The sequence below is a fragment of the Mycoplana dimorpha genome, assembly GCF_003046475.1.
GTDB lineage: Bacteria > Pseudomonadota > Alphaproteobacteria > Rhizobiales > Rhizobiaceae > Mycoplana > Mycoplana dimorpha.
This window is the reverse complement of sequence record NZ_PZZZ01000003.1, coordinates 12,746-30,232: the sequence shown is the minus strand read 5'-3', so window position 1 is coordinate 30,232 and position 17,487 is coordinate 12,746. Positions and strand designations below refer to the sequence as shown.

Annotated in this window: 20 protein-coding genes; 7 read left to right on the top strand and 13 right to left on the bottom strand. The window is 64.4% G+C overall.

Features of this window, described 5'->3' with window-relative positions; all coding sequences use genetic code 11:
* Positions 1-44 precede the first annotated feature (44 nt).
* From ahcY to C7449_RS07090, 6 genes are all read right to left on the bottom strand, one after another.
* Positions 45-1,445 (bottom strand): adenosylhomocysteinase, encoded by a 1,401-nt coding sequence (gene ahcY, locus C7449_RS07115; RefSeq protein ID WP_108002116.1) that lies wholly within the window; start codon positions 1,443-1,445, stop codon positions 45-47.
* A 159-nt stretch (positions 1,446-1,604) separates the two neighbouring features.
* Positions 1,605-1,877 carry an HPr family phosphocarrier protein gene (locus C7449_RS07110; RefSeq protein WP_108002645.1) on the bottom strand — a complete coding sequence of 91 codons (273 nt, stop codon included), beginning with the start codon at positions 1,875-1,877 and terminating at the stop codon, positions 1,605-1,607.
* 34 nt (positions 1,878-1,911) lie between these two features.
* Positions 1,912-2,313, bottom strand: coding sequence for a PTS sugar transporter subunit IIA (locus C7449_RS07105; RefSeq protein ID WP_108002644.1), 402 nt, complete (start codon positions 2,311-2,313; stop codon positions 1,912-1,914).
* Between the two features lie 151 nt (positions 2,314-2,464).
* Positions 2,465-2,920, bottom strand: coding sequence for an HPr kinase/phosphorylase (locus C7449_RS07100; protein ID WP_108002115.1), 456 nt, complete (start codon positions 2,918-2,920; stop codon positions 2,465-2,467).
* Complete coding sequence (locus C7449_RS07095) at positions 2,917-4,686, bottom strand: sensor histidine kinase (RefSeq protein ID WP_245414309.1); 1,770 nt, start codon at positions 4,684-4,686, stop codon at positions 2,917-2,919. Before C7449_RS07095 ends, C7449_RS07100 begins: the two co-directional genes overlap by 4 nt.
* Before the next feature lie 147 nt (positions 4,687-4,833).
* On the bottom strand, positions 4,834-5,559 hold the full coding sequence (locus C7449_RS07090) for a response regulator transcription factor (RefSeq protein WP_108002114.1): 726 nt from the start codon (positions 5,557-5,559) through the stop codon (positions 4,834-4,836).
* 323 nt (positions 5,560-5,882) lie between these two features.
* Here C7449_RS07090 and C7449_RS07085 point away from each other — a divergent pair, with 323 nt between their 5' ends.
* From C7449_RS07085 to C7449_RS07075, 3 genes are all read left to right on the top strand, one after another.
* The gene (locus tag C7449_RS07085) at positions 5,883-7,493 is read left to right on the top strand and encodes a phosphoenolpyruvate carboxykinase (RefSeq protein WP_108002113.1); all 1,611 of its coding nucleotides are present in this window, start codon (positions 5,883-5,885) and stop codon (positions 7,491-7,493) included.
* A 155-nt stretch (positions 7,494-7,648) separates the two neighbouring features.
* Positions 7,649-8,083: an alternative ribosome rescue aminoacyl-tRNA hydrolase ArfB gene (gene arfB, locus C7449_RS07080; RefSeq protein ID WP_108002112.1), complete on the top strand. Its 435-nt coding sequence runs from the start codon at positions 7,649-7,651 to the stop codon at positions 8,081-8,083.
* 239 nt (positions 8,084-8,322) lie between these two features.
* Positions 8,323-8,934 (top strand): alpha-ketoglutarate-dependent dioxygenase AlkB family protein, encoded by a 612-nt coding sequence (locus C7449_RS07075; protein ID WP_108002642.1) that lies wholly within the window; start codon positions 8,323-8,325, stop codon positions 8,932-8,934.
* 31 nt (positions 8,935-8,965) lie between these two features.
* Here C7449_RS07075 and coaA read toward each other — a convergent pair whose 3' ends face one another.
* From coaA to hisB, 7 genes are all read right to left on the bottom strand, one after another.
* Positions 8,966-9,964, bottom strand: coding sequence for a type I pantothenate kinase (gene coaA / locus C7449_RS07070; protein WP_108002111.1), 999 nt, complete (start codon positions 9,962-9,964; stop codon positions 8,966-8,968).
* The gene (locus C7449_RS07065; RefSeq protein ID WP_108002110.1) at positions 9,961-10,281 is read right to left on the bottom strand and encodes a phosphoribosyl-ATP diphosphatase; all 321 of its coding nucleotides are present in this window, start codon (positions 10,279-10,281) and stop codon (positions 9,961-9,963) included. The genes coaA and C7449_RS07065 overlap by 4 nt, the downstream gene beginning before the upstream one ends.
* 20 nt (positions 10,282-10,301) lie before the next feature.
* The gene (gene hisF / locus C7449_RS07060) at positions 10,302-11,078 is read right to left on the bottom strand and encodes an imidazole glycerol phosphate synthase subunit HisF (protein WP_108002109.1); all 777 of its coding nucleotides are present in this window, start codon (positions 11,076-11,078) and stop codon (positions 10,302-10,304) included.
* A gap of 106 nt (positions 11,079-11,184) precedes the next feature.
* Positions 11,185-11,928, bottom strand: a complete 744-nt coding sequence (hisA, locus tag C7449_RS07055) for a 1-(5-phosphoribosyl)-5-[(5-phosphoribosylamino)methylideneamino]imidazole-4-carboxamide isomerase (protein WP_108002108.1) — start codon at positions 11,926-11,928, stop codon at positions 11,185-11,187.
* 30 nt (positions 11,929-11,958) lie between these two features.
* Positions 11,959-12,609, bottom strand: a complete 651-nt coding sequence (hisH, locus tag C7449_RS07050; protein WP_108002107.1) for an imidazole glycerol phosphate synthase subunit HisH — start codon at positions 12,607-12,609, stop codon at positions 11,959-11,961.
* Between the two features lie 2 nt (positions 12,610-12,611).
* Positions 12,612-13,079 carry a DUF2628 domain-containing protein gene (locus C7449_RS07045; RefSeq protein ID WP_170115820.1) on the bottom strand — a complete coding sequence of 156 codons (468 nt, stop codon included), beginning with the start codon at positions 13,077-13,079 and terminating at the stop codon, positions 12,612-12,614.
* 26 nt (positions 13,080-13,105) lie between these two features.
* Positions 13,106-13,699, bottom strand: coding sequence for an imidazoleglycerol-phosphate dehydratase HisB (hisB, locus tag C7449_RS07040; protein ID WP_108002106.1), 594 nt, complete (start codon positions 13,697-13,699; stop codon positions 13,106-13,108).
* A 200-nt stretch (positions 13,700-13,899) separates the two neighbouring features.
* Between hisB and hslV the strand changes: the two genes are divergently transcribed.
* The 4 genes from hslV (at position 13,900) to C7449_RS07020 (ending at position 17,415) form a co-directional block, all read left to right on the top strand.
* Positions 13,900-14,460, top strand: a complete 561-nt coding sequence (gene hslV / locus C7449_RS07035) for an ATP-dependent protease subunit HslV (protein ID WP_108002105.1) — start codon at positions 13,900-13,902, stop codon at positions 14,458-14,460.
* Position 14,461: 1 nt separating this feature from the next.
* Complete coding sequence (locus tag C7449_RS07030; protein WP_108002104.1) at positions 14,462-14,962, top strand: GNAT family N-acetyltransferase; 501 nt, start codon at positions 14,462-14,464, stop codon at positions 14,960-14,962.
* A complete protein-coding gene (gene hslU, locus C7449_RS07025) occupies positions 14,955-16,262 on the top strand; it encodes an ATP-dependent protease ATPase subunit HslU (protein WP_108002103.1) in 1,308 nt (435 codons plus the stop codon). The genes C7449_RS07030 and hslU overlap by 8 nt, the downstream gene beginning before the upstream one ends.
* A 205-nt stretch (positions 16,263-16,467) precedes the next feature.
* Positions 16,468-17,415, top strand: coding sequence for a DUF1402 family protein (locus C7449_RS07020; protein WP_170115819.1), 948 nt, complete (start codon positions 16,468-16,470; stop codon positions 17,413-17,415).
* The last annotated feature ends 72 nt before the right edge of the window (positions 17,416-17,487 follow it).

Below are 17,487 nucleotides of genomic sequence, written 5' to 3'. Positions count from 1 at the left end.
CAAGGGCGCGGTCAACTAAATGTTGTGGGTAAGTCGGGTAACGATCAGTACCGGTAGTGTTCGGCCTTGAAGGGACCCTGCGGGCTCACGCCGATATAGGCAGCCTGTTCCTCCGAAAGCGCCGTCAGCTTCACGCCGAGCTTGGCGAGGTGGAGGCGGGCGACCTTCTCGTCGAGGTGCTTCGGCAGCACATAAACCTCGTTGTTGTACTTGCCGGTATCGGTGAACAGTTCGATCTGGGCCAACACCTGGTTGGAGAACGAAGCCGACATCACGAAGGACGGATGTCCGGTCGCGTTGCCGAGGTTCAGCAGGCGGCCTTCAGACAGCAGGATCATGCGGTTGCCCCTGGGGAACTCGATCATGTCGACCTGCGGCTTGATGTTCGTCCACTTGAGGTTCCGCAAGGCTGCGACCTGGATCTCGTTGTCGAAGTGGCCGATGTTGCCGACGATCGCCATGTCCTTCATCTCGCGCATGTGCTCGACGCGGATGACGTCCTTGTTGCCGGTGGTCGTGATGAAGATGTCGGCCGAGGAAACGACATCCTCGAGCTGCACGACCTCGAAGCCGTCCATCGCCGCCTGCAGGGCGCAGATCGGGTCGATTTCGGTGACCTTGACGCGGGCGCCGGCGCCGCGCAGCGAGGCGGCCGAGCCCTTGCCGACATCGCCGTAGCCGCAGACCACCGCAACCTTGCCTGCCATCATCACGTCGGTGCCGCGGCGGATGCCGTCCACCAGCGATTCCTTGCAGCCATACTTGTTGTCGAACTTCGACTTGGTGACCGAGTCGTTGACGTTGATGGCCGGGAACGGCAGCAGGCCTTTCTGCTGCAGCTGGTAGAGGCGGTTGACGCCGGTGGTCGTCTCTTCGGTAACGCCCTTGATGGCGTCGCGCTGCCTGGTGAACCAGCCGGGCGAGGCCTTCAGCCGCTTCCTGATCTGGGCGAACAGGATCTCTTCCTCTTCGGAGCCCGGATTGGAAAGCACATCCTCGCCGGCCTCGGCGCGGGCGCCGAGCAGGATATACATGGTGGCGTCACCGCCATCATCGAGGATCATGTTGGAGAGACCGCCATCGGCCCACTGGAAGATCTGATCGGTGTAGGTCCAGTACTCCTCGAGCGTCTCGCCCTTGACGGCGAAGACCGGAATGCCGGCGGCAGCGATTGCGGCAGCCGCATGGTCCTGGGTGGAGAAGATGTTGCACGATGCCCAGCGGACCTCGGCGCCGAGCGCCACGAGCGTCTCGATCAGCACGGCCGTTTGGATGGTCATGTGAAGCGAACCGGTAATCCGCGCGCCCGTCAAGGGCTTGGCAGTGCCGAACTCCTCGCGGCAGGCCATCAGGCCAGGCATTTCGGTTTCGGCAATGGCGATTTCCTTGCGCCCGAAGTCGGCAAGGCCGATGTCGGCAACATGGTAGTCCTTGGTGTTGCTCATGCGTTTCTCCAGATGAATTATCATGCCGCGAAGCCGGTTATCCGGCGTAAATGGAAGGGGGCCCCGCCCCACCCGCAAGTGGGCGCAGCTGTATCAGGAAACACGCAAGGGAGCAACGGGGATATAAAGAGGTCTTTATATCTTTATGTTTGGTCGCGGCTAGATTTCCTCGCCGAACCGATTGGCGACGAGCGCCTCCAGAGCGGCGAGAACCTCTGTCGCCTGAGGCCCGGTGGCCGTCACCTGCACCGAGCAGCCGGGACTTGCGGCGAGCATCATCAGACCCATGATCGAGGTTCCGCCGACGGTCATGCCGTCCTTCGAGACGGTCACCTCGGCGTCGAAGCCGTCGACGGTCTGGACGAATTTCGCCGAGGCGCGGGCGTGCAGGCCGCGCTTGTTGACGATCAGGAGGTCCTTGCAGGCAGTCATGGCCGGACCGTGCGTGGAGTTGGACGCATCCATATCATTTACCGCTCAACACTCGACTTGCGACATTGATGTACTTGCGTCCGGCTTCCGAGGCCTCGACCAGAGCGCGCTCCATGTCGCCGTCGTTGCGCACCCCAGCCAGCTTAATCAGCATCGGCAGGTTCACTCCGGCGATGACCTCGATCGTGCCGGCGCTCATCACGGAAATGGCGAGGTTGGAGGGTGTGCCCCCGAACATGTCGGTCAGGATGATGACGCCGTGGCCGCGGTCGGCGCGCCTTGCCGCATCCAGCACATCCTGGCGCCGCTGGTCCATGTCGTCTTCCGGGCCGATGCAGACAGTCTCGATCGCCTCTTGCGGCCCCACGACATGCTCGAGCGCGAGACGGAATTCCTCCGCCAGCTTGCCATGGGTGACAAGCACCAGTCCGATCATGATATGCACAGCTCCAATTGCCCAGATTACGGCCGCCGCCCATACCGCGCTGCGAAAGAGACGTCTACCGCCGGGGAGGTCATCATATCCATGAAAAGCCCGAGTGCAAGCTAAAAATGCCCCGCGCCGGGCCGTTCGCCCGCTGTCCGCGCTAGTTTCGGAGCACAAACGGCAGCAAAAGCGCCAGGCGATCAAAACAATCGTAGCCGTCATCGATCGGCAGCCGGGCCACGGCAAGCCTATGCCCCGGCAGCATTTCGCAGCTTTCGCCTTCGGGAGCAATCCGGTCCGGAAAGGGCGGGCGGACCGGCCGGACGGCATGGTGGAGGATGGCGCAGGGAACGGGCTCGACTGCGATGATGCCGGAGCCGCGCACCTCCGCCAGGCCCTCGATCGCTGTTGGCGCGCTGGCCACGATGCTGCCAGAGGCTGCCTTGAGGAGGACCTGGTCGTCGGCGATCAGCGCCGAAAACAGCCCGCGCTCGCGCGCGCGGCCGATGCAGTGTAGGGCCGCCGCCGTTTTGCCGGATCCGGAGGGTCCGAGGAAAATCAGCCCGGTGGTGCCGATGACGATCGCCGTGCCATGGACGTTGACACCGTTGCTCATTGTGTCCGTCCGGCCGGCAGCGAGAGGATGAAGCGCGCGCCCTTGATCTCGCCGGTGCTGCGGTCGATGATGTTCTCCGCCTTCAATGTGCCGCCATGTGCCTCGGCGATCTGCCGCGAGATCGAGAGGCCCAGCCCGGAATTCTGGCCGAAGCCTTCGCTGTCCGGGCGATCGGTGTAGAAGCGCTCGAAGATACGGTCGATGTCTTCCCCCGGGATTCCAGGCCCGTTGTCCTCCACCTTGACGATCCGCTGGCCGTTGCGCCCGTTCGAAAGCCGCACGACGATCCGCCCACCCTGGTCGGGCACGAAGGAACGGGCGTTCTCGATCAGGTTGGTAATGATCTGGCCGATGCGCAATTCATACCCGCTGACGTCGAAGCGTGCCTTGGGGTTGTCGTTGCGGTCGACGACGAAATCGAGGATGACCGGCTTCTTGTTGCTCCGCACCTGGCGGGAGATGTCGACGAGGTCGCCGAGCACCTTTTCGAGGTCAACCGTCTTGGCGTCGCTGCGGGCCAGCTCGGCATCGAGGCGCGACGCGTCGGAAATGTCGCTGATCAGCCGGTCGAGCCGGCGGACGTCGTGCTGGATGATGTCCATCAGCCGCTTCTTCGAATCGTCGGTGCGCGCCAGCGGCAGCGTCTCGACCGCACTGCGCAGCGAGGTCAGCGGGTTCTTCAACTCATGGCTGACGTCGGCGGCGAAGCTCTCGATCGCATCGACGCGGTCGTAGAGGGCGGTGGTCATCTCCCGCACCGCCACCGAAAGATTACCGATCTCGTCTTGCCGGGAGGAGAAGTCGGGAATCTCCTCGCGCTCCTTGGCTCCGCCCCGTCGCACCCGGATCGCCGCGGCTGACAGCCGGCGCAACGGATTGGCGATCGTGCTCGACAGAAGCAGCGACAGGAACACGTTACCGAGCGCGGCGACGCCGAACACGCGCATGATGGCCAGACGCTCGGCATGAACGATCTTGTCGATGTCGCCGGCCTGGGTGGACAGCAGCAGCACCCCGAGCACGGCGCGGAAGCGCTGGACGGGCACGGCCACCGAGACGATCAGTTCGCCCTTGTCGTTGACGCGGACCACCGCGCCCCGCACACCCGTCAGCGCATTCATCACTTCCGGATAGATCGAACCGTCACCGCCCGGCGCCTCCTTGTACTCGGGCAGGTTGCCCGGCTGCAGGATGCGGTTGAACCAGGCATTGAAGCGGTCAAACAGGGAGGCTTCCTCCGGCTCGACGGGCGGAAGCTCGAAGCGCAGCACCTGGCCTTGCGTATAGAGATGGCGTGAATCGAGCAGCAGGTTGGCGTCGGTGTCATAGATGCGCGCCCGCGTCCGGGTCGGTGAGATCAGCCGCCGCAACACCGGGGCGACGCGTTCAGGGTTGATCGGAAACTCCAGGTCCTCGTCATTGGGCAGCGGCGTTATGCTCTGGCCGGCCTGCAGTTCCAGGAGCTTCTCCGGCTCGATGGTAATCGAGTTGGTGTCGACGGAGGCCGAGGCGGAGATGGCGCCGGCGATGATCTCGCCCTGCGTCAGAAGGCTTTCGACGCGCGCATCGATCAGCCCCTCCCGGAACTGGTTCAGGTAGAGAATGCCGGCGACCAGGACGACCAGTGCGACGAGGTTGAAGAAGAGGATGCGCCGGGTCAGGCTGGAGAACACCGCATTGCCGAAGATGCGGCGGATCAGCTTGAACGGATAGGTCCAGTAGAGGCGCGCAGGCCGGCGGGTCGGGCGGCCGTCCTGGTCGTCCAATTCCCTGTCCAGCGTGTTCTGTGGCAAAGCGGTCACTTGTTTCCAACGGCGCCCGGCCGCCTCCGTACCGGCTGGGATGCCACTGCCGCCGGTGGTGATGCAAGCAAAATCGCGCCCGGCGCGGCGTTTCGGGTGCTTCCCGACCGATTAGGCCGTTTCGCGGAACCGGTACCCGACCCCGTAGAGCGTTTCGATCATGTCGAAGTCGGCGTCGACCATCTTGAACTTCTTGCGCAGCCGCTTGATGTGGCTGTCGATCGTCCGGTCGTCGACATAGACCTGCTCGTCATAGGCGGCATCCATCAGCGAGTCGCGGCTCTTCACCACGCCGGGGCGCTGCGCGAGTGCGTGCAGGATGAGGAATTCGGTCACCGTTAAGGTGACGGGCTCGCCCTTCCATGTGCAGGTGTGGCGTTCCTGGTCCATCGACAGCTGGCCGCGTTCGAGCGATCGGGCCTGCACGTCGCCGGGCTTGGCCGAGGGGGCGGAACCTGCCGCGGCTGCCTCGCGGCTCGAGGCGCGGCGCAGCACCGCCTTGACGCGCTCGACCAGCAGGCGCTGGGAGAACGGCTTGGTGATGAAGTCGTCGGCGCCCATCTTCAGGCCGAAGAGCTCGTCGATCTCCTCGTCCTTCGAGGTCAGGAAGATCACCGGCAGGTCGGATTTCTGCCGCAGCCGACGCAGCAGTTCCATGCCGTCCATGCGGGGCATCTTGATGTCGAAAATGGCAAGCTGCGGCGGACGGGCGAGGAGCCCGTCGAGCGCCGACGCGCCGTCGGTGTAGGTCTCGACCCGGTAGCCTTCAGCCTCGAGCGCGATCGAGACCGACGTCAGAATGTTCCTGTCGTCGTCCACCAGCGCAATGGTCTGCATCCTGCTTGTCTCCATGGTCATGTGCGCCTCGCTTTGTCCTAGACATGTCCGGGGCCCGGAAATCTGCTGCGCTTCCTTTGGGTATAAAGGTGGAACAAATTGTGGCAAAGCGGGTTTCGGCGCAATGGGTCGGCTTGCCGCAGGCAATCAGGATGCGCGATTTCAATCGATTTTCTAAACGATTTAAACGTCAATGAAATTGTTTAATCGATTAATATACTGATATTATTGAGATATTTTGAGCGGCCCCTTGTCTTCTGGCGCTACAAAGATTAGTTTTCGAAGAAATTCCCCTCTCCCAAAACGCGAAGGAAAACTGGGCCATGAAGGAACTGGGCTCTCGCAATCCCTCTTATGGGCTCGAAAAGATCGGCTTCAAGGACACCGGCACGGTCCACTATAACTTCACCGAAGTCGACCTCTACGAGCAGGCGCTCGGGCGCGGGGAAGCCGTCAAGACGGCCCATGGCGCGCTGCGCGCCCTGACCGGCCAGCACACCGGCCGCTCGCCGAAGGACAAGTTCGTCGTGCGCGACGAGAACACGGCCGACCAGATCTGGTGGGACAACAACAAGGAACTGTCGCCGGCGCATTTCGAGGCGCTGCGCCAGGACATGCTGGCGCATGCGGCCGGCAAGGATCTGTTCGTCCAGGACCTGATCGGCGGTGCCGACAGCGACTATGCGCTGCCGACCCGCGTGGTGACGGAACTCGCATGGCATTCGCTGTTCATCCGTAACCTGCTGATCCGCCCGGCGCGCGAAGCGCTCGACAGCTTCCTGCCGAAGCTGACGATCATCGACCTGCCGACCTTCAAGGCCGATCCGGTCCGGCATGGCGCGCGCACCGAAACGATGATCGCCTGCGACCTGACCAACGGCCTCATCCTGATCGCCGGCACCTATTACGCCGGCGAGATGAAGAAGTCCGTGTTCACGGCGCTGAACTACCTGCTGCCGGCCCGCAACGTCATGCCCATGCATTGCTCGGCCAACGTTGGGCCCGCCGGCGACGCGGCTGTCTTCTTCGGCCTTTCCGGCACCGGCAAGACGACGCTTTCGGCCGATCCGAACCGCACGCTCATCGGCGACGACGAGCATGGCTGGGGCGAGAACGGCATCTTCAACTTTGAGGGCGGCTGCTACGCCAAGACCATCCGGCTTTCGGCCGAGGCCGAGCCGGAGATCTACGCCACGACGCAGCGCTTCGGCACCGTTCTGGAGAACGTCGTGCTCGACGCCAACGGCGTGCCGGACTTCGACGACGGCTCGCTGACCGAAAACACGCGCTGCGCCTACCCGCTGCACTTCATCCCGAATGCCAGCGAGACCGGCCGGGCAGGGCACCCGAAGACGATCATCATGCTGACGGCCGACGCATTCGGCGTGATGCCGCCGATCGCACGGCTGACGCCGGACCAGGCGATGTATCACTTCCTCTCCGGCTACACCGCCAAGGTCGCCGGCACCGAGCGTGGCGTCACCGAGCCGGAGGCGACCTTCTCCACCTGTTTCGGCGCCCCGTTCATGCCGCGCCATCCGGCCGAGTACGGCAACCTGCTGAAGAAGCTGATCGCCGAGCACGGCGTCACCTGCTGGCTGGTCAATACCGGCTGGACCGGTGGGGCCTATGGCGAAGGTCGCCGCATGCCGATCAAGGCGACGCGGGCCCTGCTGTCGGCCGCCCTCGACGGCTCGCTGAACGGCGCACTGTTCCGCCGCGACGACAATTTCGGCTTCGAGGTGCCGGTCTCGGTTCCGAACGTCGACACCAAGATCCTCGACCCGCGCTCGACCTGGTCTGACGGGGCGGCCTACGACAAGCAGGCACGCAAGCTGGTCGAAATGTTCGTCGCCAACTTCGCCAAGTTCGAGGACCATGTCGAGGGGGGCGTCCGCGAAGCGGCGCCGGGCTTTCGGGTCGCAGCCGAATAACAGCCCCGCCATTGGATGATTCACGTGAAACCCGGCTCCGGCCGGGTTTTTTCGTGGTCGGTGATGGGCCGATTGGCAACGGAACGGCTCGCAGAATGCGGGTTTCCGATTCCTTGGAGCCTGCGCTATGCAGGAAACCTAACGAGGATAAATCCATGGCCAGCGATCCGCTCCCCATCAAAGGCTCCATCGTCATCGCCGGCTGGGAACTGACCGAGCAGTTTGTGCTGGCCGGCGGTCCCGGCGGGCAGAACGTCAACAAGGTTTCGACGGCAGTTCAGCTGTACTTCGATCTGCGCAATTCGCCGTCGCTGAGCGAGCGGATCAAGGCCAATGCAACTAAAATCGCCGGCCGACGCCTCTCCAAGGACGGCGTGCTGATGATCGAGGCCAACCGCTTCCGCAGCCAGGAGCGGAACAGGGAGGATGCGCGCGAGCGGCTGAAGGCCCTGCTGCTCGAGGCGGCGGAGCCGCCGCCGCCGCCGCGCAAGAAGACCCGACCGTCGAAAGGGGCGGTCGAACGGCGGCTGAAGGCCAAGGCCGGCCGTTCGGACGTGAAGCGAATGCGGGGCAAGCCGACGGCCGAGTGACAGGCAAGGCCCACCACCTTGAACCGCCGCACGGCCGGTCATTCTCACCGTCCATAACCTTAGAGGCCGATGAAGAAGGGCCGATGGCAAGCAGGTGGCGCCAAACACGCCCGGATCTTCGAGGTCAATCGCCCCTATGCGGTTTGAACCGGACAAGATTGTCCGCGCGAGGTGTTGCGCAGCCGAAGCTCATTGAAGCCTTCGGCTGCTTCGGCCGCAAATTGAAAAGGACAATCGCCGTGCACGAGCTTCCCGCAGGGTTCCGCTACCTGCCAGAATACCTGGACCGATTGGCGCAGGAGGCGATGGTCGACGAGATTCGGGCCGTGGTGGCTGCGGCGCCGCTCTTTGTGCCGCGGATGCCGAAGACCGGCAAGCCGATGTCGGTGCGGATGACCAACTGCGGCACGCTCGGCTGGGTGACGGATCAAGACCGCGGGTATCGCTATCAGGAACTGCATCCGGTGACCGGCCTACCATGGCCGCCGATCCCGCCGGTGCTGCTGCGCCTTTGGCAGGAGGTCTCCGGCTACCCGCAGCCGCCGGAGGCATGCCTCGTCAATTTTTATGAGGGTGAGGCAAAGATGGGCCTTCACCAGGACCGCGACGAGCGCACATTCGAGGCGCCGGTTGTTTCGGTGTCGCTTGGCGACCAGTGCCTATTCCGCATTGGCGGCACCGCACATGGTGCGCCGACGCGATCGTTTCGTCTGTCCAGTGGCGACGTGGTCGTCCTTGGCGGCGAAAGCCGGCTGAGCTTCCATGGCGTCGACCGGGTCTACCCCGGCACCTCGACGCTGCTGCGCAACGGTGGCCGGATCAATCTGACGCTGCGCCGCGTGACGCCCTGAGGAGGAGCGGCAAATAGGGGCGGACGGGTGGTCAGATCTTCCGAAGCGCTACCGTCTCCACCAGATGGTTCTTGCCCTTCTGCAGGATGAGGTCGGCGCGCGGCCGGGTCGGCAGGATGTTCTGCCGCAGGTTCTTCAGATTGATATCGCGCCACAGGCCCTCGGCGATCAAGAGCGCTTCCGTCTCGTCGACCTTGGCATAGCGGTTGAAGTAGGACTCCGGCCTCTGGAAAGCGGTTTCGCGCAGCCGCATGAAGCGTTCGACATACCAGTTGTGAATCAGCTCCTCGTCGGCGTCGATGTAGATCGAGAAGTCGAAGAAATCGGACACCATCGGCACGATCTTGCCATCGGCCGGCAGGCTGCGCGACTGCAGCACGTTGATCCCCTCGAAGATCAGGATGTCCGGCCGGTCGATGATCTGGAAGGCGTCCGGCTGCACGTCGTAGGTGAGGTGCGAATAGGTCGGCGCCCTGACGTTTGCCTGCCCTGCCTTGATGGTGGAGAGGAACCGCAGCAGCGCCCCGGTATCGTAGCTCTCCGGGAAGCCCTTGCGCTCCATCAGGTTCTCGCGGGTCAGGATCGCATTAGGATAGAGAAAGCCGTCGGTGGTGACGAGATCCACTTTCGGGCTCGATGGCCAGCGCGATAGTAATTCGGCGAGAATGCGCGCGGTGGTCGACTTGCCGACGGCGACGGACCCGGCGATACCGATCACGAACGGCGTCTTCGTCTCGTCCGAAAGGCTGAGAAAGTGCTTGCGCTGCTCGAACAGCAGTTGCGAGGATTCGACGTGCGCCGAGAGCAGCCGCGACAGCGACAGGTAGATGCGGCGCACCTCGTCGAGATCGACAGGGTCGTTCAGCGAGCGCAGCCGCCGCACCTCGTCCGCCGTCAGCGTCAGCGGCGTATCCGCCCGGAACTGCGCCCACTCTTCGGCCGAGAAGAAGCGATAGGGGGAGTAGCGGGTCTGGCCGTAGTTGTCTGGGATGTCCGCCTGGATCTGAGCGCGAAGGGACGGTGCGGTCATTGCGGCCGGCCCGCCTTCTCGGCGATGCCGGACTGCCCGGTACGCCGTTCGAGTTCCTGCATGACCTCGGCCAGTCCGACGCCGCCGATCCGCAGCACCACCATCAGGTGATAGAGAAGGTCGGCGGTCTCGCTGACCAGCGCGGTGCGGTCGCCCTCGATCGCGGCGATGACGGTTTCGACCGCCTCTTCGCCGAGCTTCTTGGCTGCTCTCGGCTGGCCGGCGGCGGCAAGCCGGGCGGTCCAGGATTCGTCCGGCGACGCGCCGGCGCGCGCGGCGACGATCCGCTCCAGATCGGCCAGGGTGAAGTCGCTCATCAAAGGGCCTGCCTTTCCGCTCAGTCGAGCCGCATGGCGATGCCGTGCTCGGCCATGTAACGCTTGGCCTCGCCGACGGTGTAGGTGCCGAAGTGGAAGATCGAAGCGGCCAGCACGGCGGTCGCATGTCCGTCGCGGATGCCTTCGACGAGATGGTCGAGGGTGCCGACGCCCCCCGAGGCGATCACCGGCACCGAAACCCGGTCGGCGATGGTGCGCGTCAGCGCGATGTCGTAGCCGCTCTTCTGGCCGTCGCGGTCCATTGAGGTGAGGAGCAGTTCTCCCGCTCCGCGCTGGACCATCTTCTCGGCAAAGCTGACCGCATCGATGCCGGTCGCCTGCCGCCCCCCGTGGGTGAAGATTTCCCAGCGATCCTCCTCGCCGTCCTGCGAAACCTTTTTCGAATCGATCGAGACGACGATGCACTGGTTGCCGAACTTGTCGGCGGCCTCGGCGACGAAATCCGGATTGTTCACGGCGGCCGAGTTGATCGAGACCTTGTCGGCGCCGGCAAGCAAGAGTTTGCGGATGTCGGCAATGCTGCGCACGCCCCCGCCAACCGTCAGCGGCATGAAGCAGTGGTCGGCCGTGCGCGCCACGACGTCGAAGATCGTGTCGCGGTTGTCGGAGGAGGCGGTGATGTCGAGGAAGCAGAGCTCATCGGCACCGGCGGCGTCATAGGCCTTGGCCGATTCCACCGGGTCGCCGGCGTCGACCAGGTTGACGAAGCTGACGCCCTTGACGACACGACCGTCCTTTACGTCCAGGCAGGGGATGACGCGAGCTTTCAAGGTCAAAGGACGGCCTCCTTCTTTTGCATTGGCGCCTCCTTGCCGTAGTGCGGCTGCGGGCGGCGCGGCCTGTCCTTGACGTCCGGGCAGGGGATGTCGCGGGCCTTGAGCGTCATTGCGCTTGTCCTTTCGCGGCGCGGATCAGGGCCAGCGCCTCCTTCGGATCAATGCGCCCATCATAAAGCGCGCGCCCCGAAATCGCACCTTCCAGTTTTGCAGCATCGGGCTCCAGCATCCGGCGAATATCGTCCAGCGAAGCCAGCCCGCCGGAGGCGATCACGGGAATCGAGACCGCATCGGCGAGTTCCAGCGTGGAGGCCCAGTTGATGCCCGCTAGGATGCCGTCGCGGTCGATGTCGGTGTAGATGATGGCGGCGACGCCGGCGCCCTCGAACTTCCTGGCAAGCTCGATCACCCCGAGCTCCGAGGCTTCAGCCCAGCCTTCGACGGCGACCTTGCCGCCCTTGGCATCGATGCCGACGGCGACCTTGCCCGGGAATGTGCGGCAGGCCTCGACCACGAGGGCGGGATCGCGCACGGCAACGGTGCCGAGGATGACCCGGGCGAGCCCCCGTGACAGCCAGCTCTCGATATGCTCCAGCGTGCGGATGCCGCCGCCGAGCTGAACCGGGTTCTTCGTCGCCTTTAGGATCGCGTCGACGGCAGCACCGTTCATGCTCTCGCCGGCAAAGGCACCGTTGAGGTCAACCACGTGCAGCCACTCAAAACCCTGGTCCTCGAAGGCTTTCGCCTGGGCTGCCGGGTCGGGGTTGTAGACCGTCGCCTGGTCCATGTCGCCGAGCTTCAGGCGGACGCACTGGCCGTCCTTCAGGTCGATGGCGGGAAAGAGGATCATTCTTGTCGTCCGTTCGGTGGGCGCGGAAGGTCAGGGCTTCCAGCGCAGGAAATTGGTGATCAGGGCAAGGCCGAGCGCTTGGCTCTTTTCGGGATGGAACTGCGCGCCGGCCTTGTTGTCACGGGCGACGAAGGTGGTCATCGGTCCGCCATAGTCTACCGTCGCGATCACGTCTTCGGCTTTGGCAGCCGCGAGATGGTAGGAATGGACGAAATAGGCGTGCAGGCCGTCGTCGCCGGTACGGATGCCGGCAAAGAGCGGGTGCTCGCGCTTCAGTTGCAGCGTGTTCCAGCCGATCTGCGGAATCTTGAGCTGCGGATTGTCAGGCTTCATCGGGACCACGTCACCGTCGATCCACCCCAGCCCCTGCGTCACGGTCTTTTCGAGGCCGCGCGAGGACATCAGCTGCATGCCGACGCAGATGCCGAGGAAGGGGCGGCCGCCGGCTTCGACGGCTTCCCGCAGGGCGTCCACCATGCCGGGCACCGTATCGAGTCCGCGTCGGCAGTCGGCGTAGGCACCGACGCCGGGCAGAACGATGCGGTCGGCGGCGGCGACGCGCTCAGGCCGATCGGTGAGGTCGATCTCCGCCGCAATGCCGGCCTCGCGGGCGGCGCGCTCGAAGGCCTTGGTGGCGGAGCGCAGATTGCCCGAGCCATAGTCGATGATTGCCACGCGCATGGTCAGTCTCCGTCGTAGCCGAGAAGGCCGATCGCGGGCGGAGGGGCGGCCTTCGAGGAAGTGTCAGAAGCGGGCAGGGCGTAAGCCGCGGGCTTCTCCGGCGGCGCATGCTCGCTGTAGTAGATATGCTCGGCCGTCTCGAGATCGCGCGCGGTGATGACCGACCGCAGCGTCCAGTCGGAGGCCTCCCGGGCACGGGCGAGCGCGTAGGGTCCTTCCAGGGCCGTCAGGACGGAAACAGTCAGCGCCAGCGTCCATCCAGCGAGTTCGAGCCCGGGCGATCCCGTCAGGACCGTGGCGGCGATTTGCAGTGCCAGCGCTATCGCACCCCAGAGCCACAGCCGGTGTGCAAGCAGCCACAGCGCCGGGAAGAAGAATGCCGTCCAGCGGAAGCCGTCGCGGACGAAGGCGGCGCTCTCAGTCGCAGCGGGTTCGCCGGGCGGGGTCAGGATCAGGAAAGACGCGGTCAACGTGGGTGTTCCTGCCGGTCTGCCGGTCAGGCAAGCGAGCCCTTGGTCGAAGGGATACGGCCTTGCTGGCGGGGATCGATTTCGGTTGCTGTGCGCAGCACCCGGGCGACGGATTTGAAGCAGGTCTCGGCGATATGATGATTGTTGGCGCCGTAGATGTTCTGGATGTGCAGCGTGATCCCCGCGTTCTGGGCCAGAGCCTGGAAGAACTCCCGCACCAGCTCCGTGTCGAAGGTGCCGATCTTCGGCGCCGAGAAGGCGACGTTCCAGACCAGGAAGGGACGGCCGGAAACATCGACCGCCGCGCGCGTCATCGTCTCGTCCATGGCGAGGTCGAGCGAGGCGTAGCGGGTGATGCCGCGCCGGTCGCCGAGCGCCTTTGCAATCGCCTGCCCGATTGCGATACCCGTGTCCTCGACGGTGTGGTGGTCGTCGATGTGCAGGTCGCCCTTCGTCTCGATCTCCATGTCGATCAGCGAATGGCGGGAAAGCTGCTCCAGCATGTGGTCGAAGAAGCCCACGCCCGTCGCGATCTTCGACGTGCCGGTGCCGTCGATATCGACGCTCACGGAGATAGCGGTCTCGTTCGTCGTGCGGGAAATGGTGGCTTTGCGGCTCATGTATGGGACCCACTCGGGTGATCTTAGAAGTGTTAGCCGTCCCATAACAGGCGAATGGAGAAAACGCCAGCATTGCCGGAACCGCAGTCGCACCGCCGATTGCATTTGCGGTTCCGCCGCCTACATAGGAGACAAGAAGGCCGGCCCGCTGCGGGCGGCGCAGACCCGGCTTCGGCGGGTGCGGAAATCAAGGTGTGTCTATGAGCGAACACGATCCCTATGGAACGATGCATGCCACGACGATCATCACCGTCCGCAAGGGCGGCATGGTGGTGATGGCGGGTGACGGCCAGGTGAGCCTCGGCCAGACGGTAATGAAGGGCAATGCGCGCAAGGTGCGCCGCATCGGCAAGGGCGACGTGATCGCCGGCTTCGCGGGTGCCACCGCCGATGCCTTCACGCTGCTGGAGCGCCTGGAGGAGAAGCTCGAACAGTATCCCGACCAGCTGATGCGGGCGGCGGTCGAGCTTGCCAAGGACTGGCGGACCAACAAGTACCTGCGCAATCTGGAGGCGATGATGCTGGTCGCCGACAAGTCGATCACGCTGGCGATCACCGGCAATGGCGATGTGCTGGAACCCGAGCACGGCACGCTCGCGATCGGCTCCGGCGGCAACTATGCCTATGCGGCGGCACGCGCGCTGATGGACACCGACAAGTCGGCCGAGGAGATCGCAAGGCGCGCCATGCAGATCGCCGGCGACATCTGCGTATACACGAACCAGAATATCGTGGTCGAGACGCTCGAGGCAGAGCGCTGAGATGTTCGTCTTTCGGCCCGTGACGGAGGCGGACCTTCCGCTTCTGCTGCGCTGGCTGGCTGAACCCCATGTGCGGCGCTGGTGGGGCGAACCGGAGGTCGAGGCGGAGGAAATCCGCGGACATTTCAGCGATCCCCTGGTGAACCCCTATCTGGTCCTGCTCGATGGCGAACCGATCGGCTACATCCAGAGCTACGTGGTCGACGGGCCGGAGCATCCTTACGGAGACCAGCCGGCCGGCACGGTCGGCATCGATCAGTTCATCGGGCCGCGATCACATATCGGCCGGGGCCTCGGACCGCAGATGATAGAGGCTTTCGTCGCAGGCCTTTTCGAACAGGGGGTGGAGCGGATCATCATCGACCCGCACCCCGACAACAGACCGGCGATCCGGGCCTATGAGAAGGCGGGTTTCCGTGTTTTTGATCAACGACAGACAGAGGACGGCCCGGCGCTGATGATGGCCCGGGACCGGGCCCGAAGGCGAGAACGAGATGACTAACTTTTCCCCCCGCGAGATCGTCTCCGAACTGGACCGCTACATCATCGGCCAGAAGGACGCCAAGCGCGCCGTGGCGATCGCCCTTCGCAACCGCTGGCGCCGCCAGCAGCTGGACGACGACCTGCGCGACGAGGTCATGCCGAAGAACATCCTGATGATCGGACCGACCGGTGTCGGCAAGACCGAGATTTCCCGGCGTCTTGCCAAGCTCGCCGGCGCGCCGTTCGTCAAGGTCGAGGCGACGAAGTTCACCGAGGTCGGCTATGTCGGCCGCGATGTCGAGCAGATCGTGCGCGACCTCGTGGAGATCGGCATCGGCCTGGTGCGCGAGAAGAAGCGTGCCGAGGTGGTGGCGAAGGCGCATATGAATGCGGAGGAGCGCGTGCTCGACGCCCTTGTCGGCGCGACCGCTTCGCCGGCGACGCGCGATTCCTTCCGCAAGAAGCTGCGCAACAACGAACTCGACGACAAGGAGATCGAAATCGACGTCGCCGATACCGGCGGCGGACTGCCCGGCTTCGAGATCCCCGGTATGCCGGGCGCCAATGTCGGCGTGCTGAACCTATCGGAGATGTTCGGCAAGGCGATGGGCGGCCGTACCAAGAAGGTCAAGACGACCGTAAAGGACTCATACAAGCTGCTGATCGCCGACGAATCCGACAAGCTGCTCGACAACGAGCAGATCCAGCGGGAGGCCGTGAAGTCGGTCGAGGACGACGGTATCGTCTTCCTGGACGAGATCGACAAGATCGCCGCGCGCGAGGGCGGCATCGGTGCCGGCGTCTCCCGCGAGGGCGTGCAGCGCGACCTGCTGCCGTTGGTCGAGGGCACGACGGTCGCGACGAAGTACGGGCCGGTCAAGACCGACCACATCCTCTTCATCGCCTCGGGCGCCTTCCACGTCTCCAAGCCTTCCGACCTCCTGCCGGAGCTGCAGGGCCGGCTGCCGATCCGCGTCGAGCTCCGCGCGCTGACCAAGGAGGATTTCCGCCGTATCCTGACGGAAACCGAGGCGAGCCTCATCCGCCAGTACAAGGCGCTGATGGAGACGGAGCAAGTGACGCTGGAGTTCACCGAAGACGCGATCGACGCGCTGGCCGATGTCGCCGTGCAATTGAATGCGAACGTCGAAAACATCGGTGCCCGCCGCCTGCAGACGGTGATGGAACGCGTGCTCGACGAGATTTCGTTCGAGGCCCCGGACAAGGCCGGCAACCAGGTGACGATCGACGCCGAATACGTGCGCAAGCACGTCGGTGCGCTGGCCTCCAACACCGATCTGTCGCGCTACATCCTCTAGGGCTGACGGCCGGGGAGGGCCGCTGACTGCGCGAAATCGATCGCATCGCCTCGACAGGGGCCGCGCTTCCATCTAGAAACGCGGCTCGTTTTCGCATTCCCGCAAGGCCAGGCATCATTCCGACATGATTGGCCTACATGGGGTTCCGCGAAACTGGCGGCTCATGCCGACCTGAATGGCTTGCGACCATTGGAGATATCGGAACGTGCGACATCTGCTGACAATGCTTGCCATTGCCGCTGCCCTGTTTGCCGGCGCCCCCGCCGTACGGGCCATGGATGTCGTCCCTGCCGGCAACCGGCATGCCGAACAGCCGCCCGTGCCCGGCGCATCCGTGCGCCGCACCAAGGCTGGCCGGACGAGCTTTGACGCCAAGTACGAGAAGGTGCGCGATCTGCTCGCCACCGATCGCGAACTGCTCGGCAAGATCAGGTCGACGGCGGCGCAATACGGCATCGCGCCGATCCACATGATCGGTGCCATCGTCGGCGAGCACACCTATAACGTCGACGCCTATGATCGGCTGCAGAGCTATTACATCAAGGCGGCAGCCTATGCCGGCGACCGCTTTCGATTCGCATATGATGGCGAGCGCGTCGACCAGTTCGTCCAGCGGCCCGAATTTTCCGCCTGTGAAAGCAGGAAAGGTTCCTACGCCCTCTGGTCCTGCCGCGAGTCGGTCTGGGACCGGAAGTTCCGGGGCCGGGTTGTTGGAGGAACAGCCTACCCCGACAATCGCTTCAGCGCTGTCTTCTTCCAGCCCTTCTATGCCGGGCAGACTTTCGGGCTCGGCCAGATCAATCCGCTGACAGCGCTGATGCTGACCGACATGGTCGCCCGGATTTCGGGCTACGAGCGGCTCGACGAGAAGAATGCCTCCGGCGTCTACCAGGCGATCATGGATCCGGACATCTCGCTCGCCTACATGGCGGCGGCGCTGCGCCACTCGATCGACGCCTACAAGCAGATCGGCGGCGTCGACATCTCCGGCAACCCCGGCATCACGGCAACGCTTTACAATGTCGGCGACCCCGACGCGCGTGCCAGCGCTTTCGCCCGGCGCCGCGCCGAGGATCCGACGGCCTGGCCGGAGGAAAACTATTACGGCTGGCTGGTCAACGACAAGCTGGCCGAACTGCAGGGCCTGCTCTAAACTCCGTCTCCAGGCGCGGCCATTCAGTTGGCCGCCGGCGGTGCCGTCCGCCGCGATTGCGACATGTGCGAG

Bases quoted from the DNA above. Each gene is read 5' to 3' on its own strand.
- hisH (WP_108002107.1), bottom strand. From the start codon at position 12,609: ATGCGCGTGGCAATCATCGACTATGGCTCGGGCAATCTGCGCTCCGCC.
- coaA (WP_108002111.1), bottom strand. From the start codon at position 9,964: ATGACCGCACCGTCCCTTCGCGCTCAGATCCAGGCGGACATCCCAGAC.
- hisB (WP_108002106.1), bottom strand. From the start codon at position 13,699: ATGAGCCGCAAAGCCACCATTTCCCGCACGACGAACGAGACCGCTATC.
- arfB (WP_108002112.1), top strand. From the start codon at position 7,649: ATGGCCAGCGATCCGCTCCCCATCAAAGGCTCCATCGTCATCGCCGGC.
- hisA (WP_108002108.1), bottom strand. From the start codon at position 11,928: ATGATCCTCTTTCCCGCCATCGACCTGAAGGACGGCCAGTGCGTCCGC.
- hslV (WP_108002105.1), top strand. From the start codon at position 13,900: ATGAGCGAACACGATCCCTATGGAACGATGCATGCCACGACGATCATC.
- ahcY (WP_108002116.1), bottom strand. From the start codon at position 1,445: ATGAGCAACACCAAGGACTACCATGTTGCCGACATCGGCCTTGCCGAC.
- C7449_RS07090 (WP_108002114.1), bottom strand. From the start codon at position 5,559: ATGCAGACCATTGCGCTGGTGGACGACGACAGGAACATTCTGACGTCG.
- C7449_RS07030 (WP_108002104.1), top strand. From the start codon at position 14,462: ATGTTCGTCTTTCGGCCCGTGACGGAGGCGGACCTTCCGCTTCTGCTG.
- C7449_RS07100 (WP_108002115.1), bottom strand. From the start codon at position 2,920: ATGAGCAACGGTGTCAACGTCCATGGCACGGCGATCGTCATCGGCACC.
- C7449_RS07085 (WP_108002113.1), top strand. From the start codon at position 5,883: ATGAAGGAACTGGGCTCTCGCAATCCCTCTTATGGGCTCGAAAAGATC.
- hslU (WP_108002103.1), top strand. From the start codon at position 14,955: ATGACTAACTTTTCCCCCCGCGAGATCGTCTCCGAACTGGACCGCTAC.
- C7449_RS07105 (WP_108002644.1), bottom strand. From the start codon at position 2,313: ATGATCGGACTGGTGCTTGTCACCCATGGCAAGCTGGCGGAGGAATTC.
- C7449_RS07065 (WP_108002110.1), bottom strand. From the start codon at position 10,281: ATGAGCGACTTCACCCTGGCCGATCTGGAGCGGATCGTCGCCGCGCGC.
- C7449_RS07110 (WP_108002645.1), bottom strand. From the start codon at position 1,877: ATGACTGCCTGCAAGGACCTCCTGATCGTCAACAAGCGCGGCCTGCAC.